This is a genomic window from Paenibacillus vulneris (assembly GCF_039543185.1).
In the GTDB taxonomy this organism is placed as follows: Bacteria; Bacillota; Bacilli; order Paenibacillales; family NBRC-103111; genus Paenibacillus_S; species Paenibacillus_S vulneris.
Genome location: NZ_BAABJG010000015.1, coordinates 788,688 through 805,396, shown reverse-complemented (window position 1 = coordinate 805,396; position 16,709 = coordinate 788,688). Strand labels below are relative to the sequence as shown.

16 protein-coding genes are annotated in these 16,709 nt (G+C 45.4%); 13 read left to right on the top strand and 3 right to left on the bottom strand.

The features are described from left to right. The first annotated feature begins 49 nt into the window (after positions 1-49). Positions 50-1,120, top strand: coding sequence for a glycosyltransferase family 4 protein (locus tag ABEA66_RS17190; RefSeq protein ID WP_345589219.1), 1,071 nt, complete (start codon positions 50-52; stop codon positions 1,118-1,120). A gap of 51 nt (positions 1,121-1,171) precedes the next feature. On the opposite strand, the gene ABEA66_RS17185 is transcribed toward ABEA66_RS17190, so the two are convergent. Continuing rightward, a complete protein-coding gene (locus ABEA66_RS17185) occupies positions 1,172-1,768 on the bottom strand; it encodes a C40 family peptidase (RefSeq protein ID WP_192702512.1) in 597 nt (198 codons plus the stop codon). Positions 1,769-1,964: 196 nt separating this feature from the next. Beyond that, on the bottom strand, positions 1,965-3,254 hold the full coding sequence (hcp, locus tag ABEA66_RS17180; RefSeq protein ID WP_345589215.1) for a hydroxylamine reductase: 1,290 nt from the start codon (positions 3,252-3,254) through the stop codon (positions 1,965-1,967). Positions 3,255-3,488: 234 nt separating this feature from the next. On the opposite strand from hcp, the gene ABEA66_RS17175 reads away from it, so the two are divergent. The 4 genes from ABEA66_RS17175 (at position 3,489) to ABEA66_RS17160 (ending at position 7,566) form a co-directional block, all read left to right on the top strand. Continuing rightward, the gene (locus ABEA66_RS17175) at positions 3,489-3,917 is read left to right on the top strand and encodes a MarR family winged helix-turn-helix transcriptional regulator (protein ID WP_079911777.1); all 429 of its coding nucleotides are present in this window, start codon (positions 3,489-3,491) and stop codon (positions 3,915-3,917) included. A 215-nt stretch (positions 3,918-4,132) separates the two neighbouring features. After that, positions 4,133-5,236, top strand: coding sequence for a Gfo/Idh/MocA family protein (locus ABEA66_RS17170; protein ID WP_345589212.1), 1,104 nt, complete (start codon positions 4,133-4,135; stop codon positions 5,234-5,236). Between the two features lie 204 nt (positions 5,237-5,440). After that, complete coding sequence (locus ABEA66_RS17165) at positions 5,441-6,106, top strand: MBL fold metallo-hydrolase (RefSeq protein WP_345589210.1); 666 nt, start codon at positions 5,441-5,443, stop codon at positions 6,104-6,106. 158 nt (positions 6,107-6,264) lie between these two features. Continuing rightward, positions 6,265-7,566: an ABC transporter substrate-binding protein gene (locus tag ABEA66_RS17160; protein WP_345589208.1), complete on the top strand. Its 1,302-nt coding sequence runs from the start codon at positions 6,265-6,267 to the stop codon at positions 7,564-7,566. Between the two features lie 6 nt (positions 7,567-7,572). On the opposite strand, the gene ABEA66_RS17155 is transcribed toward ABEA66_RS17160, so the two are convergent. Continuing rightward, positions 7,573-8,379, bottom strand: a complete 807-nt coding sequence (locus ABEA66_RS17155) for an AraC family transcriptional regulator (protein WP_345589206.1) — start codon at positions 8,377-8,379, stop codon at positions 7,573-7,575. A 130-nt stretch (positions 8,380-8,509) separates the two neighbouring features. Here ABEA66_RS17155 and ABEA66_RS17150 point away from each other — a divergent pair, with 130 nt between their 5' ends. From ABEA66_RS17150 to ABEA66_RS17115, 8 genes are all read left to right on the top strand, one after another. Beyond that, positions 8,510-10,777, top strand: coding sequence for a hypothetical protein (locus ABEA66_RS17150; RefSeq protein ID WP_345589204.1), 2,268 nt, complete (start codon positions 8,510-8,512; stop codon positions 10,775-10,777). A gap of 205 nt (positions 10,778-10,982) precedes the next feature. Then, entirely contained in the window at positions 10,983-11,627 is a 645-nt protein-coding gene (locus tag ABEA66_RS17145; protein WP_179136072.1) for a PspA/IM30 family protein, read from the top strand. Positions 11,628-11,664: 37 nt separating this feature from the next. Then, the gene (locus tag ABEA66_RS17140; protein ID WP_079911765.1) at positions 11,665-12,696 is read left to right on the top strand and encodes a TFIIB-type zinc ribbon-containing protein; all 1,032 of its coding nucleotides are present in this window, start codon (positions 11,665-11,667) and stop codon (positions 12,694-12,696) included. Further along, positions 12,693-13,538 carry a TPM domain-containing protein gene (locus ABEA66_RS17135; protein ID WP_345589198.1) on the top strand — a complete coding sequence of 282 codons (846 nt, stop codon included), beginning with the start codon at positions 12,693-12,695 and terminating at the stop codon, positions 13,536-13,538. Before ABEA66_RS17140 ends, ABEA66_RS17135 begins: the two co-directional genes overlap by 4 nt. A gap of 39 nt (positions 13,539-13,577) precedes the next feature. Beyond that, on the top strand, positions 13,578-14,534 hold the full coding sequence (locus ABEA66_RS17130) for an SPFH domain-containing protein (protein ID WP_192702498.1): 957 nt from the start codon (positions 13,578-13,580) through the stop codon (positions 14,532-14,534). A gap of 21 nt (positions 14,535-14,555) precedes the next feature. Next, positions 14,556-14,828, top strand: coding sequence for a hypothetical protein (locus tag ABEA66_RS17125; RefSeq protein ID WP_192702497.1), 273 nt, complete (start codon positions 14,556-14,558; stop codon positions 14,826-14,828). A gap of 163 nt (positions 14,829-14,991) precedes the next feature. After that, a complete protein-coding gene (locus ABEA66_RS17120) occupies positions 14,992-15,669 on the top strand; it encodes an HAD family hydrolase (protein ID WP_345589194.1) in 678 nt (225 codons plus the stop codon). A gap of 106 nt (positions 15,670-15,775) precedes the next feature. Next, entirely contained in the window at positions 15,776-16,693 is a 918-nt protein-coding gene (locus tag ABEA66_RS17115) for an ArsR/SmtB family transcription factor (RefSeq protein WP_345589192.1), read from the top strand. Positions 16,694-16,709: the final 16 nt, after the last annotated feature.

Below are 16,709 nucleotides of genomic sequence, written 5' to 3'. Positions count from 1 at the left end.
TAATACATATCGTAAGAGTACGATGTCATAATTAGTGGAGGGATTGTGGGTGAGAATCCTCATGGTAGCGCCCGAGCAAATTCCGGTACCGGGGAACGGGTCCGTCGAAATATGCATGCTGTCCATAGCTAAGCAGCTTGCAAAGCAACACCAGGTCACCATTGTCAGCCGCCAAAGTTCGGGGCTTCCAAAAATAAGCCATCATGGGAAATTGACTATCGTCAGAGTTCCTTCCGGAAGCGGGAAAAGATATATTTCATCCGTGTTGCAGTATATTCGGGGCAAACATTACGATGTCATTCAGGTGGACAATCGTCCTCATTATATGGCGCAAGTCAAACGGGTATTTCCGCATACTCCGGTTGCGTTGTTCCTTCATTCACTGACGTTCGTTCCGAAAACCAGCAGTGTAGCCGCGAGTATGTCCTATGCCAATCTGATCATCGCCAACAGTGATTCCTTGAAAACCAACCTGTCCCGAATGTTCCCATCCCAAGCGCACAAAATCCGAGTGGTCCATTTAGGCGTGGATGTAGACCGGTTCAGGCCCTCGAGCCGCTCTAGCCGGCAGGGGACCTTTCATGTATTATTCGCCGGCAGGGTCATCCCCCGCAAAGGAGTGCCGGTATTGATCAAGGCAATAAGTATTGCGCGAAGGCAGCAGTCGAATATCCACCTAACGGTTGTCGGGGGAGGAAAGCCTCATTATATAGGCTGGTTGAGATCACTTGCCCGCAAATATGGCGTACCAACCCGCTTTACAGGCAGGGTATCGCATCAAAAAATTCATGAATGGTACAGGAAGGCAGACTGCTTCGCTTGCCCGTCACAAAGGCATGAGGCATTCGGACTGGTTAATGTGGAGGCTATGGCTTCAGGACTGCCGGTTATTGCGTCCAAAATTGGCGGGATCGGGGAAATTGTGAACCATCGCAGCAACGGCTACCTTGTTCGGAAGTATACTCGTCCTGAGGATCACGCCAAATATATATTGAGGGTCGCTCAAAATAGGGAGCTAACCGATCAATTGTCTAGGCAGGCCAGATCCGACGCAGTGAACCGGTTCAGCTGGAAGCAAACAGCCTCCAGATTAATAGCCATCTACAGTGCAGCCCGATAATGGTCCGATTATCGGGTTTTTTGCGTTTTCATGGATCAACGAAAAAGTGGCCTAACCTGGAATTACTCTACGGGCAAAAAGGTAATGCTGATACCAGTATTCTCCTTCTTTTTGATCCTTATGGATATTGCTGATGATAACTCCGATTCCTTGCTCATAAGTATGGAGGATTTGCCCTTCTCCCATATAAATACCGACATGCCTAACTTTATTTAATCCCGTTTCATTGGGGAAATCTTCATCGGAAAAAAACATGAGATCTCCTTTTCGCAAATTCATAAATGGGATCTCTTCCCCTTGAACCGCCTGTTCTCTTGCATTATAGCCCAGTTTGATTCCTTGTTTACTGTAAAGATACTGAACGTAAGAAGAACAGTCAAAAGCTTTATCTTTAAATCTTTCCGCTCCGTAGACATAAGGAGTCCCCATATAACGAATTCCCTCTGTAATAATGGAATCTGCTGTTTTTTGCCACTGGGGTACGTCTGCTGCCTCTTGGATTTTATACGGTCTTGTGTCATTTACCGCATTAGGCTTAGCTCCATCCTTATCATTCACCCCTTTTTTAGCAGTACATCCGGTTATTGTTCCTAAAAATAGGGTCGGGATTAAAAAGATTTTGATTACATTGCCAAACGAATTTTTCATATTCCACCTCCTGTCCACTATTGTCTTATTTCAAGTGAACCTCTATTCTTTGTAAAAGATGGTTATGGATTCGAAAGCAGAAATCTTGCTCTGTAATAAAATTGTAGTAAGTGAGACATAATTGGAAGAGAAAATCTATTGGTACATATTATAAAAAAAAGGACGCATAGCCGATGAGCTATACGTCCATTCTTACTTATTGTGCGAGCATTGCGGCCATGTCTTCTTGAGCATTCCCTATCAATTTAAGCCCGAATGTCTCTGTAAGCACGTTCATGACCCCTGGAGTAATGAATTCCGGAGGCTTAGGTCCGATGCGAATATCCTTGATTCCGAGACTAAACAAGCCGAGCAGGATGGCGACTGCTTTTTGCTCAAACCAGGAAAGCACGATGCTCACCGGCAAGTCGTTAACGCTGCAGCCAAACGCGTCAGCTAAGGCCATTGCGATCTTGACGGTAGAGCCGGAATTGTTGCACTGCCCAAGATCGATATAACGAGGGATGCCTGTGTCCGCCACCGTTCCGTAATCCACATCGTTGAAGCGGAACTTGCCGCAGGAGGTGGTGAGGATGACCGTATCGTTAGGCAGGGAGGTTGCAAGCTCGCGATAATATTCGCCGCCGGTTCCTGGCGCGTCACAGCCTGCGATGACAAAGAAGCGTTTGATTTTTCCTTGCTTCACTGCTTGAATGATCTCAGGAGCAAGTCCAATCACCGTCTCATGATGATAGCCCGTCGTTAGAATCTGCTCGGAGTCAATGTCTACAGCGGGTAAAGACAAAGCCTTCTCGATCAATGGTGTGAAGTCATTCTCTGCGATTTTGGTAACCCCTTCGAGACCTGCAATATCGTAAGAGAAGAAGCGGTCGGCGTAGGTGCCTTTAATTGGCATAACACAGTTAGTTGTAGCCAGAATGGCCCCCGGGAATTTTTCAAACAGACGCCTCTGATCATACCAGGCTTTTCCGATATTTCCTTTGAGGTGAGCATACTTCTTTAGCTGGGGATATCCGTGGGCAGGAAGCATTTCGGAGTGAGTATAGATATGGACACCCTTGCCCTCCGTCTGTTTAAGCAATTCCTCCAAAGCGTAAAGGTTGTGACCGGTGACAACATTGGCATGACCTTCGATTTTATTCTGAGAAACCGTGACGGGCTGAGGTATTCCAAAATGTGTCGTATGCGCGCGGTCAAGCACATCCATAATTCTTACCGCGGCGGAGCCTACTTTCATAGCCATATCAATATGCTCTTCAAGATTGAAATTGGAATTTGTAAGTGTCATATATAAAGCTTCATGTGTGATTCGATCTACTTCAGGATCATGATACCCCAGCTGTCTTGCATGCGTAGCATAAGCAGCGATACCTTTTAATGCGAAGATGATGGTATCCTGCAGACTTGCAATGTTCTCATCTTTTCCGCAGACACCGATGACCTTACATCCGCCGGGTGTGGTTTGCTCGCATTGATAACAAAACATGTTGGACCCCTCCGTCACAATTCATATTCAATAACAATGAATAAGCTATCAGATCAGTCGCAGATCTTAAATGATAATTATCACAAATGAAAGCTTCTTTGTCGGGCGTTCTAAGTAACGTCATGTAAGGATAGAAAAAGATAACGAGTGTTGATCCGCAATTGACTACTGAATGCAATCGTGATATATTTAGCTTGCTAAATAAATTTGGTGATAAAGGCTGAGAAAAGCAATATGGAGACAACAAAGGTTGACTGTGAGATTCGTGAGCTATTCGACAAACTATCGGCTAGAATGAGAAGAGATTACAGTGAAAGTCTAAGAGAATTAAACCTGCATGTCGGACAAGATAATCTGCTCTATCGTTTATGGTCAGGTGATGGCATAACGCAAATGCAGCTAAGTGAACATTTGAATTGTGAACCACCTACCGTCACGAATATGGTTAAATCACTTGAACAAAACGGATTTATTTATCGTAAGCGTGATGAGAAAGATGCACGAGTTATGCGTATTTTTCTAACCGACAGGGGGAAAGAGCTTGAAGAGCCCGTTCGTATCATATGGCAAAAGCATCAAGATAAGTTACTAAAATCAATTTCAATTGAAGAACGACTGTTTTTAAGGCGGCTTATGAAGCAAATGGAGAGTAATTTGTTTTAACTATCTCTCCTTTTCGCGAATTTTATTTAGCAGTATAAATTATTATTTAGTGCACTAATTAAATATTGTTTAAAAATTTGCTGAATTATTTAGCAGACTTAATTTCTTCATACAAACCAAAAAGGAGACAAATATGATGATTTAACAGAAAACGGGTGTTGGTAGTATCGGTGCAAGCATTACAGCGTTAATTATGAAAAAGGAGTTGTTTTCTCATGGGCAAAAAATTACGAGCAGGTATTATTGGCGGATCTATAAATAACGGATGGGCTAAAGGGACACACATTCCAGCAATGGAGCACCTGAATGAGCTTGAACTCATAGCAGTTGGGACAAGCAATATGGAAAGTGCCAAGCAAAGCGCTGATGCCTTCAAGGCAACGCATGCTTTTGATAAAGTGGATAATTTGGCTCAACATTCCGATGTGGATATGGTAGTCGTCAGCATCAATGTTAAGGAACATTATGATGCAGTAAAAGCTATTGCTCCCGCCAGAAAACCGATTTATTGTGAATGGCCCCTGGGATCAAACACAGCTGAAGCTCTCGAAATGAAAGAATGGGTAGAGTCCAGACAATTGCCAAATGCGATTGGATTGCAAGCCAGACAGGCCCCAGCCATTAATTATGTGAAAGATTTATTGGCGGAAGGCTATGTTGGGAAGCTTTTGTCGGCCAATTTAAAGATTTCTGTCAGTGCAATGGGGGGAGTGGCTGACAAGGCTACTGCGTACCTATTTGATCGGAAGGTAGGTGGGAGCTTACTCACGATTGTAGGAGGACATAATCTTGATGCATTTACCTACATGCTTGGAGAGTTCAAGGAACTTTCAGCCGTGACAGTGCAGCAATTCCCTGAAGTCGAACTTGTGGATATTCAAAAAGTTATTGAAAAAACGACAGATGATCAAATCCTTATTGCAGGGCAATTGAGCAACGGCGCAGCAGCCAGCGTTCACATACAAGGGGGAGTTAAGCACCAAACAGGGCTTACTCTTGAAATTTTCGGAGACAAGGGAACCATCGTGCTCAAAGCGCCTGCTTCAATTCAATTTGGATCACACCAATTATGGGGTGCAGGCCCTACGGATAAAGAGCTGCATGAGTTAACAATTCCTGATTCTTATTACTGGGTACCAGATTCCCTTAAAAATGATGCAGGTTTTGTTCTGAATGTTGCTCAGGCGCACAGTAAGTTTGCTAAAGATATACAAGAAGGAACATCCCTAACACCTAGTTTTGCGGATGCGGTAAAACTTCATCAGCTTCTTGATGCAGTGGAAAAAGCAGCACAAACCGGTGAACGCCAATATTTATAATTTAATAAACATAGAGATGATCAATGATTCCTTTTCCCGACGAGGCTGCCGGATTCGGCGGCCTCTTTGTGCTGAAAGGGCAGTTTATTGCATCCCCCAAAAAAATAGGTCGTGTGATGCTTTGCTATGTGTTGACAATGGGCAAATCGACATAATAAAATATTTTTACATAAAATAAGAATTTTACGATGGAGGTTCGAAACAATGGAAATAGGTAAGGGAATAGAAATGCTTCTCCTTGATTATCACGGGAATGTAATTCATCCCATTTTAGTATGGGATCAAGAAATGTCCGTTTTAATAGATACAGGATTTCCGGGACAATTTGAAGATCTGCGCTTCGCCATGGAAAAGGCAGGAATGCCGCTCGACAAGCTAACAGCAGTGATATTGACGCATCAGGATGTGGATCATATAGGCAGTCTCCCTGAGATTTTGAAGGAGTGCGGCAATGCTGTTAAAGTATACGCGCATGAGCTCGATAAGCCGTATATTCAGGGGGAGATACCTCTTATCAAAGACGGACACTTTGAGAATCCTCCGAAGGGCAAAGTGGATGAAACCTTGGTAGACGGTCAGGAACTGCCGTTTTGCGGCGGGATCCGTGTCATCCATACCCCAGGACATACGCCGGGCCATATCAGCCTTTATTTAAGACAAAGCAAGACTCTCATTGCCGGAGATTCCATGTACAGTGTAGACGGGAGGCTCGGGGGAATTCATATTCCAACCACACTGGATTTAAAAGCAGCTCAGCTCTCATTGAAAAAATATGCAGACCTAGACATTACAAACGTGGTTTGTTATCACGGGGGATTAAGTAATGTCAATGTAAACGATCAGATAGATGGACTTATCCAAGGATTATAAAGGTACGTATTCGGAGCGCTGGGAAGGGTGCAGGCTGCAGCTTGATTCTTGCTGAAATAGAGTGCAAGTGATCTGATAACTCCGTGCATTACAACCTGCTATGAAATGATGTACATTGAAAGAAGGAATATCATATCGTTTCATATTAGGAGGGGCTTATGAACCAAAGGGGCAAAGCGTTCGCTGTATTTTGTATGGCCGGCACGGTTCTCATTTCAGGCTGTTCCGGGGGGAATCAAGCGGAGGAAGCCGCACGGAGCAGTCCTGCAGCCGTTAGCGCTAATACCGAACCTGTCACCATCACGATGAGCCTGGACACCAATATTGATGAAGATCTGATCGCACAAATTCAAGAGCAATTGAAGATGAAGCATCCGAACATTACGCTGCAACTGATCAAGCCCGGCAATGGAACCAGTCTTGCAGAATTGATCATGGCAGGTCAAACGCCGGATATCGTTCTTACTTATAACGGCAAGCTCGCATCCTATCAGGACCTCGAAATTCTCTACGATATGACACCTTTATTGAAGCAGCATGATGTCGATTTAAGCAGGTTCGAGCCTGCTATTCTGGAGGATTCCAAAATCGCCTCGACCAAGGATGAGCTCTACGGCCTTCCGTTGAGCTTAAATTACCATGCGTTGTATTATAACAAGGATATTTTTGATAAATACGGTGTCCCGTACCCTACGGACGGTATGACATGGGATCAGGTACTTCAGCTTGCCAAGAAATTGACCCGCATGGACAACGGCACACAAATACGGGGGTTCGATCCCGGTAACAGTGTAATCTGGGTTTCCCAGCCCTTAGGCATCGCGGCGATCGATCCAAAAACGGAGAAGGCCTCCATCAATAATGATCAATGGAAAAAAGTATTTGAACTTGTGAAAGCGTTTTATTCGATACCGGGGAATGAGCCGAATGGCGTAGCGAAGGATGCATTTCTGAAGGAGAAAAATTTGGCCATGTATACGGATTTAAGCATCATCAACGATTTGGAGCTTGCATCCAAAAATGCGTTGAACTGGGATATGGTGCAATATCCCAGCTATCCCGAGAAGCCGAACGTATACGGGAATGCCAGCGTCAATATGCTGATGATTACGAAAACAAGCAAGCATAAGGATCAGGCGCTTCAGGTCATTAATGTGGCCACTTCGGACGAAGTTCAGCTGGAAAGTGCGAGGAAGGGAAGAGTCACCCCACTGAAGGATCCTAAATTCAAAGCCGAATTCGGCACCGCTCGAGAGGTCCTGAACAACAAAAACGTGCAGGGCATCTTCAAAAGCAAACCGGTAAAATATCCGATTGCTTCCAAGTATAGAGGAAAAGCGGAAACGATGGTCCGTAACAAATTTACTGAATATGTAAACGGCAATATCGATGTGAATAGCGCGCTTTCCCAGCTGGATGAAGAAATTAATAGAATGATTCAAACGGAATCCGGGAAGTAACCTTAATTATAATTGATGAGTCCTGCGATAGAGTGAGGGGCTCATCTTTAATTTTTTGGAAAATAGCCTGCTTAAATAATAGCCGTTCTCGTAACCGCACTGTTGAGCTACCTCTTCCACGGTAAGGGTACTTGTAATCAACAAGGTGCAGGCTTTCTGCAAACGAATCCGTGTGAGATATTCGCTGGGTGCCGTCCCCAATGCGGCTTGGAATCTTCTAGTGAATTGTACGGGGCTAAGTCCAAGCGAATCGGACAGAGACTTCATGCTGAAGGCTTCGAAGGCATTCTGCTTGATCGAGGCTGCTGCGCGTTCCATAAGCGGATCATCCCGTAAAGGCGCTTTTAATTCAGGCTGTTCGGATTCGAAACCGTATTGGAACAATATATCTTTAAGATGAAGGGAAATCCAAGCCAAGTGAAAAGGGGCTGTACCGTCCGCCAATTTTTTTATCCGAAAATAATCAGAGGCGAGTCTCTGGGTATCTCTGACCGTTATTTTGCCAGTGGGGATCGAATCGTGGTAAGCAACGACATCAGCGCTTGCATCCGACCATTGAAACCGGAAGAAAAAGAATGAAAGCGGGGTAACGATTTCCCTATAAAACGGTGTACCCGGAGGACAAATGACGAGATCACCGAACAAGGCCGTTCCGGAATGTTCATTGATCTCATATTGGAAAGCGCCGTCCTCAACAGCAAATATGATCCACTCGTCATAAGTATCTACCTTATAAGAGAATTGCTGCTTTTGATCCCAATAGGTGCATTGAATCATTTGGGGAGTGAGAGACCAGAGCGGTAATAAGGCCATCGTCGAAACCCTCCAGTGGATGAAATAATGTATTGATTATATATGAATACAGTGCATTTTAAAAGGAAATTCAATCGTTTAAAGTGAAATTGTAGATATTTCATACCAACGAATTAGGGAGAGTGAAGTAATGATTAGAAAGGAAGCGCCCCTTCACGCAGAGGGGTTCACCGTGCAGGAGGAGCCGGGCCGGCTGATCATCGGTACAGCGGGATACTTTATGCATATAGATAAACCAGGATGCTGTTTCTCCTTTCATTCCCCTGAAGGGAGAGTTATTGCTGCGGCACATACCGTGTCGGGAATCCGGTTCTCCTCCCCTAACGAAGAGGAAGTATATGATGCGGTATCGGCTTCATTGATTTCGATTGACAAGCATCAAGTCTGCATCCTCGTGAGTAATAGGAATGGAGATCAAGCGCACATAAGGATCGAGCCCTTCTCCAGCTTTGTTAAGCTGCAAGTGATTCCCCGAGTGGAGGGAAGGTATATTATCGACGCCAGGACAGCTTCGTTACAGCCGGTTTACGGGTTAGGGGATCACGGCGGATACGGGGAGAGCACGAACGTTTTCGGTATAACCGACGATCAGTTTTTGAATTCAAATGACGGTAAACGCTTCGTATCCAATTTCGCTGTGTTTCCGGCGGCCGGTTTTGCACAGGTGCTCTTTGAGGACGGGGTAAAACGGGTGAGAATCAACGGGGAAGAAAACGCTCTTGGAGCTTCCGGGGTTAGAGGAGTTCACAGCCTGTATTATTTTATCGGAGACCTGAAGCAAATCTATTTAGATTATAAGCAAGCGCGTCACTGGGAAGGCTATCCCGACCTCAAACCGAAGTATGACTTTTTTGAAGTGGGCTACGAGGCTTTTGGCTCTTTGGGCTGGAATACATGTCAAGAGTCTGTGACGGAGGATGTTCAAACCTATCTAAATAAAGGGTATCGATTGAAGTGGGCTGTTATCGGCTCCGGATTTTGGAAAGGGGACAGGAAGGCGGACGACCAAGGGGCAACCACCAGCTTTGGGATCTGGGATGATGTGAGTGAGGAAGATCGGACGGATGGATTGCCTAATCCCAGGTATCCGGATAAGGAGGCCATGAAGGAATTTTTCCGTTCCCAGGGGATAAAGCTCATTCTTGGGTTGCGGATCAGCTTTAAGGCACTCCCCGAACATGGGGGCCATCACAATGCGTTATATGACGGCACCTTTATCCATGAAGGGCTGGAGCGAGGCTATTTCGTAACCGACGAAAGGGGAAAGCCTATCACCTTCCGGGTCCAGTTTCCTAAAGGGGCCGTTTATTTATTGGATGCCCGGAATGCTGAAGCGGTGAACTGGTACTTGTCGCTTGCCCAACTCTGGGGCGCTGACGGCTTTAAGGAGGATACGATGCTGAAGGACGGGGCGCTCTTGCTGAATGACGCCAAATGCAATGGGACGAACGCCAAGCTGATGGAAGCTGGTTATTACTCGATGGTTAGGAATGCAGCATACTCCGTACCGGGTGAGGTTCTTCGGCTAGAAGATACGATGTACGGCATGGATCAGGACCGTCCGGCTATTAACGGTTTAAATTATGCGGCAAGCGGGGCTCCGAATGTCTACGCAGATATCATTGCGGGCAAATATCTAGCAACTCCATTGACGGAGGATCAGAAGCTGTATATGGTTCGCAATGCCATGTTTGCCTGCGTTTTCCCGGCCATGTCCGTAGGATTAGGCCCCTGGAACATGAACTCCGCCCATTTCGAAGACATTGTCAAAAAGGCGTGCGATTGGCATTCATCCATGGCGCCGTACCTATATAGCGCGGCTATAGATAGCTTTCATTCAGGATACCCGCATACGATGACGCCTCTTCCGATCGCGTTTCCGACGGATACAACTACCTATGAGCTGGGCTGCAAAAGAAAGAAGCAATATGAATGGATGCTGGGTCCATCCCTTCTGGCTGCACCCGCTTATGGAAGCGACTACGCTCGGGTGACGGCCCGGGATGTGTATTTGCCGGAAGGAAAGTGGATCGATTATGAAACGGGAGCGGTATTTCATGGCCCTGTAACTTTGTACGGATACGAAATTCCCCTGGAAAAAATTCCGGTTTTTATCGGAGGCAAGGGAGTGATTGTGGTAAGGGATTTAACGGATGACCGACTTTATGCCGAGGTTTATCCTATTCAGCAGCAAGGCTCGCAGTACGTTTTCCATTATCCTGACGGCAAGCATTCCACCATCATCACGAACGATAATGCAGGATGGAATGTCGAAACGCTAGAAATCATCGAGACGGAATCAGAGAACCTTGTCCCTTTCCGATACAATGCCAAAACAGGCTCTTTCAGTTTTCTCATCCAAGAAGGAATAAATTACCGATTACTTGACGGGAAGTAAGAATCTAACGGTGTTAAGCAGCACAAAGTAAGGGAGCAGATTGCCACAGCAATCGCTTCCTTTTTTATTGAACCGGTACCATGAAGCTGCTCTTTAACCCCGCTAATAGTTGAATGAAATAATATTTTTCTTAGTCATTGAAACCTTTTTCATGAAATTATTGTATTATTAGAATAAAGCATTATGATGAAGGGAGTGGTGCATCATGGGAATCTTGTCAAGATTAACCGATATTATGAGAGTGAATGTCGACTCCATACTACAGCGGAATAATGACCCGGAGAAGACGATCGATGAATATATGCGGACCTTGAACAGCGACTTGGGGAAAGTAAAAGCCGAAACGGCTTCCGTGCTTGCGGATGAGCAAAGAGCAAAGGCGCAGCTCGATGAGTGCAGTGCCGAGATCAAGAAGCTGCAGCGGTATGCGGAGAAAGCGGTCGAATCAGGTAATGAGGAAGGCGCCTTGAAATTCCTGGAGAGGAAAGCGCAGCTGGGAGAGAGGTTAACCGAGCTTCAGGCAGCTTACGAGCTTGCCTCCAACCATGCTGCAAGCATGAAGCAAATGCAGGATAAGCTAGTTGCGGATTTGGGACAGTTGGAGGCCCGGCGGGTAGAGCTTAAAGGAAAGCTGGCCGCTGCGAAGCTGCAGCAGGAAGCGAATTCAGTCCGGTCCACTACCGGGGATGTTCAGACGTCCTTTCGGGCAATGGAGGAACGGGCCGATCAAGCGTTGTGTGAAGCCGAGGCACTGGCTGAGCTGAGGGCCGGAGCGAAGAAGGATGATTTGGACGCGCAGCTTGCTCAACTGGAGAAGCATTCGGGTGCACAACAAGGTGAGAAAGGATAAAGTTCTTGGTTATTCCTAAAGTCCCAGAGGTGAACAGATGAACGTTATTGAATACAAATGTCCTAACTGCGGCAGCGGCATGGTCTTCGACTCTGAGACGGGGATGTTGTCGTGTCATAGCTGCGGAAGAAAGGATAATATCGAGCAGATCTCCGATCCGCTTGGCCAGCAAGGTCTATCTTCAAATGAGGTTCAGGAATATCACTGTACAAGCTGCGGAGCCGTCATTATCACGGAACCGGAAACGGCGGCAACCGTTTGCAGCTTTTGCGGCTCGGCTGTTGTTCTCGGTGACCGCTTGAGCGGGAAGCTGGCTCCTGCTGTTGTTATTCCTTTCACAATCAGTAAGGAGAGAGCGATAAAGGCGTTCCGAAAATGGTGCAGAAACGGGCTTCTTACTCCGGACGATTTTATGACCGCAGATCGTATCAAAAGTATAACCGGCATGTACATCCCTTTTTGGCTGTACGAATTACATAACAATGTGGAAGTAAGCGGTCATGCCACGAGGGTAAAAACGTATACAAAAGAGGATTACCGATATACGGAAACCGAGCATTTTGACATCTACCGCAGGCTTCAATTGAATTATGTGAGAGTGCCTATTGATTCGTCTGAGAAGATGAATGATAAGCTAATGGATAGACTGGAGCCTTTTCACTACGATCAACTGAAGAGCTTTAAAACTCCTTATCTGGCAGGCTACGTAGCGGAGAAATACAGTTACACGGATACGGAGATGCTGCCGCGCGCGAAGGATAAAATCAGAGAATATATCGAAGCTTCCATTTCGTCATCGGTGACGGGATATTCTACTGTTACTATAACGAATAAGGATATAGATACAAGAGTAAAGAATGTAGAGTATTGTTTGCTTCCGGTATGGGTTGTTCATTATGATTATAATAAACGGGAGTATACGTTTGCCATGAACGGTCAGACGGGCAAGGTCGTCGGCAAGCCTCCTATCAGCATGCTGAAGGTAACGGCATGGTTTGCAGGAGTTTCTGTTTTTTCTTTCCTATCTCTGAAAATAATCTCGTGGATGATGGGGGGAGGGTTCCTGTGAGAAGGCAAGGTGCTTTGCTGGCAGTTCTATTCTTCTTCGTGATGTATCTTTCCGTTCCTGTTCAAATCATGGCGGCTGCAAGGGAAGAGAAGACGTTGATCTATGATGAGGCGAAGCTGCTTAGTTCTGAAGAAATTCGTGAACTAAATTCGCTGGCCAATCAATATGGCGCCAAAAGGAAAACGGATATTATCGTCATGACTTCCAATAACGACCAAGATGTAGATGTCAAAAAGATGACGGAGAATTTCTATGATGAGAATGGACCCGGGTACGACAAGTCTCATGGCAACGCAGTCATTTTGACATTGGATATGAAAAACCGTGATATTTATTTGGCTGGATTTTATAAGGCTGAACAGTATCTTGGCGATAACAGACTAGACAAAATACGGGATAAGATTACTCCCGATTTGTCACAAGGCAATTATAAGCAGGCATTCGAAACCTATATCTTAACGTCCTATAAATATATGGGCGTCAAGCCCGGAGTGGATCCAGATAACGTGCTGTTTGACATAAGGTTCCAATTCGTAGGGTCCTTGGCTATTGGATGTATGGTTGTTGGAATAATGGCCTACCGCTCCGGCGGACGCGTCACTGTAAATCGGCATACCTACGAGGATGCAAGCAGTTCAGGAATTCTGGATCGGCAGGATCAGTACATTCGAACAACCATAACGCAGGAGAAAATTGAAAAAAGCTCTGGAAATAGCTCTGGCAAAAGCTCAGGGGGCGGCGGCGGTAGCTCCGGTGGCAGTGGAGGCTTCACTGGAAGAAGCGGCGGTGGCGGAGTCACCGGAGGAGGCCATTCGCATAGCGGCAGCAGAGGCAAGTTTTAATCAAGTGTTGAGTTTGAACAACAGGAAAGGGGAATTTCGATGGGATTTTTCAAAAATCAGTTTTCGAACGTAGTAGAATGGGAAGAGTTTAGAGAGGATATGATCTTTTGGAAGTGGAGCAATCGGGAGATTAAGAAAGGAAGTAAGCTGATTATCCGCCCGGGTCAAGATGCTATTTTCGTGAATAATGGCAAAATTGAGGGGATATTCCAGGATGACGGGGAATATAAGATCGATTCGGATATCATTCCTTTCTTATCCACTTTAAAAGGCTTCAAATTCGGCTTTAACAGCGGCATGAGAGTGGAAGTATTATTTGTGAACACAAAGGAATTTACTGTCAAATGGGGGACGCAAAATCCTGTTCTGATCCCGACACCGCAGCTTCCGGGCGGCATGCCGATACGCGCGAACGGAACGTTCAATTTTAAAGTGAATGATTATGTTAGGCTGATCGATAAAATTGCCGGGATGAAGGACAGCTATCTTGTGGAGGATATTAAAATTCGTATCATTTCGGTGCTGGACCAGCTTCTGATGAAGTGGATCAGCAGAGAAGGGAAGGACATGTTCAATCTGCAGGCGAATGCGTCCGAAATTGCCAGAGGTATTCGTGAGGATCTGGATATGGAAGTATTGGATAATGGAATGACCATTACGGGCTTTCAAGTGATGAGCTTTAATTATCCTCAAGAGATTCAGGATATGATTACAAAGACGGCTTCTCACGAAATGATCGGCAACCTGCAAAAATATCAGCAGGTCAGCATGACCGATGCAATGGCATCCGGTAAATTGCATGGCGGTGGAGCAGCTTCAGACATGGCAGGCATGATGATGGGAATGAACATGGCCAATGAAATGATGAAAAATATGAATCAGACTCCGCCACCTTCCTCTTCTCCAGGCGGAAGCAAGCCTAACTTTTGTCCTAACTGTGGCACGAAAAACGAAGGAGCTAACTTCTGTCCGAATTGTGGGCAAAAGCTGAGCTAATCAACAAAGGGAGGGAATCCCATGTTCAGCTTTACATGTACAAATTGCTTCCATGTGGAGACTTTTAATCTGCTGCAGGACTTGGTAGAAACGGATGGGTTGTGGCATCTCTATTGCAGCCATTGCAGCCATGAATACTTTGCAGTCAATGCTTTTGAACGTGATCAAATGATTGAAGGCATGAGATTAACAATGCTATATGTTCCTGACATTATCAAAGCCTATAAACCTAGCGAGAAGGAATTGCCCTCTCAAATTAAATTTGTTGTACCACAAGATGGAAGACATACATAAATCATACGCTGACTGCCGGACGAACGGCAGTCTTTTTTGCGTAATCTAATAAAAATGATATACAAATAATACCACTTACAATACCACTTACTGTATATTGGAATGGCACAATGGTAACGTATTAAAGTATTAACATATTAAAGAAAGAGGGTCGATTCATTCTATGTTTAAAGCGGTGTTTCTAGATTTCTACGGTACACTGGTATACGAAGATGATGAGGTTATTGGCGATATCAGCAGGAAGATTGCAGCATCTGCACAGAGTCAAGCGACCGCCCAAGAGATAGCTGCCTATTGGTGGAAATCATTCTCCCAAAGGATGCATGCATCTTACGGCGAGCTCTTTCAATCGCAACGCGACATCGAGCTGCAATCTCTAGAAGATACCATTTCTTATTACAAGTCGCCGGAGAACCCGCACAAACTAAGTGAGCTTATCTATCCATACTGGCAAGCCCCTCAGCTATTCGAGGATACACCGCTATTTTTGAAGAGCGTCGGAATTCCCGTCGTTATCCTCTCCAATATCGATCGGGCAGACATTCAATCTGCCATTAGATATAATGAAATTCCTATAGAGACCGTTATTACCAGCGAGGATGCAAAAGCCTACAAACCAAGACCAGACATGTTTCTGCAGGCACTTGAAGCCTACAATCTAAAACCCGCAGAGGTTCTCCATGTAGGGGACTCACTTACCAGCGACATATCGGGAGCCCAGAGCACAGGTATACAAGCAGCATGGCTCAATCGTAAAAATAAGCAGCTTCCGCAATCCTTTGCCCCGGATTATGTTGTGAACTCGCTAACTGAGCTGCTTCCTTTGCTAGGATCAAAATGAATTCACACCATCAATCGTTGCATCGTTCTCTAAATGCGATATACTCATACTAAAAGCGGCAGGCTTCAGTTATTTTTTGTAAAATAACAAGAAAGTAGGGAAGTGCATGCTAGAGTTAACGATAGATGAGCCCGATCGGTTGATAAAGGTTGCACACGCTTTGTCTTCAGAGATTCGCATCAATATTTTAAAGCTGTTAAGCAATCAAAATGAAAACATTGTCGATATTGCGGACAAATTAAATTTGCCAGTATCAACCGTTGCTTCCAATGTAAAAGTGATGGAGGATGCGGGGATTATTGTGACGGAAATTCGGCGGGCATCGAGAGGAACAATGAAGGTTTGTGCCAGAACCTTCGATGATATTCATATGAACCTTAATGTGAATGTCGGATACAATAATCCGAACTGCTACCAGATCGATATGCCGGTAGGCTTTTATACGGATTGTGACATTCACCCTACTTGCGGAATGATTAATCAGAATGGCGTATGCAAGCCCGATGACGAGCCTTCGATCTTTTTTCATCCCAACCGGATGTCAGCGCAGATGATTTGGTTCCGCCGCGGCTTCGTTGAATACCGTTTTCCAACATTGACCGTACCGAATGCCAAAGTTCAGTCCATTCAATTCTCTATGGAGCTGTGCTCTGAGGCGCCGAGATACGATCATAATTGGCTTTCGGATATAACTGCTTGGATCAATGGAGTTGAAATTGGGACATGGACCTGTCCGGGAGATTTTGGGGATCGGAGGGGGAGGCTGAACCCGGCGTGGTTTCCCGACCAACATACCCAGTATGGATTATTGAAAACCTGGAAGGTGGACGCAACGGGCAGTTATCTTGACGATGTGAAAATATCGGAGATTAACTTGCGGGATATTCAATTAGGGAACCATCAAGGCATTCGGTTTCGCGTAGGCAATATGCCTCATGCAGAGCATATGGGGGGCATTAATTTATTTGGCAAAGAGTTAGGAGATCATGATCAGGATATCGTAATGAGAATCATTTATACCTGATAGTAAAGGCCCGGAG

Excerpts from the sequence above, each read along its gene's own strand:
- ABEA66_RS17145 (WP_179136072.1), top strand. The coding sequence starts at position 10,983 with ATGGGAATCTTGTCAAGATTAACCGATATTATGAGAGTGAATGTCGAC.
- ABEA66_RS17115 (WP_345589192.1), top strand. The coding sequence starts at position 15,776 with ATGCTAGAGTTAACGATAGATGAGCCCGATCGGTTGATAAAGGTTGCA.
- ABEA66_RS17185 (WP_192702512.1), bottom strand. The coding sequence starts at position 1,768 with ATGAAAAATTCGTTTGGCAATGTAATCAAAATCTTTTTAATCCCGACC.
- ABEA66_RS17165 (WP_345589210.1), top strand. The coding sequence starts at position 5,441 with ATGGAAATAGGTAAGGGAATAGAAATGCTTCTCCTTGATTATCACGGG.
- hcp (WP_345589215.1), bottom strand. The coding sequence starts at position 3,254 with ATGTTTTGTTATCAATGCGAGCAAACCACACCCGGCGGATGTAAGGTC.
- ABEA66_RS17140 (WP_079911765.1), top strand. The coding sequence starts at position 11,665 with ATGAACGTTATTGAATACAAATGTCCTAACTGCGGCAGCGGCATGGTC.
- ABEA66_RS17175 (WP_079911777.1), top strand. The coding sequence starts at position 3,489 with ATGGAGACAACAAAGGTTGACTGTGAGATTCGTGAGCTATTCGACAAA.
- ABEA66_RS17120 (WP_345589194.1), top strand. The coding sequence starts at position 14,992 with ATGTTTAAAGCGGTGTTTCTAGATTTCTACGGTACACTGGTATACGAA.
- ABEA66_RS17170 (WP_345589212.1), top strand. The coding sequence starts at position 4,133 with ATGGGCAAAAAATTACGAGCAGGTATTATTGGCGGATCTATAAATAAC.
- ABEA66_RS17125 (WP_192702497.1), top strand. The coding sequence starts at position 14,556 with ATGTTCAGCTTTACATGTACAAATTGCTTCCATGTGGAGACTTTTAAT.
- ABEA66_RS17130 (WP_192702498.1), top strand. The coding sequence starts at position 13,578 with ATGGGATTTTTCAAAAATCAGTTTTCGAACGTAGTAGAATGGGAAGAG.
- ABEA66_RS17150 (WP_345589204.1), top strand. The coding sequence starts at position 8,510 with ATGATTAGAAAGGAAGCGCCCCTTCACGCAGAGGGGTTCACCGTGCAG.
- ABEA66_RS17160 (WP_345589208.1), top strand. The coding sequence starts at position 6,265 with ATGAACCAAAGGGGCAAAGCGTTCGCTGTATTTTGTATGGCCGGCACG.
- ABEA66_RS17155 (WP_345589206.1), bottom strand. The coding sequence starts at position 8,379 with ATGGCCTTATTACCGCTCTGGTCTCTCACTCCCCAAATGATTCAATGC.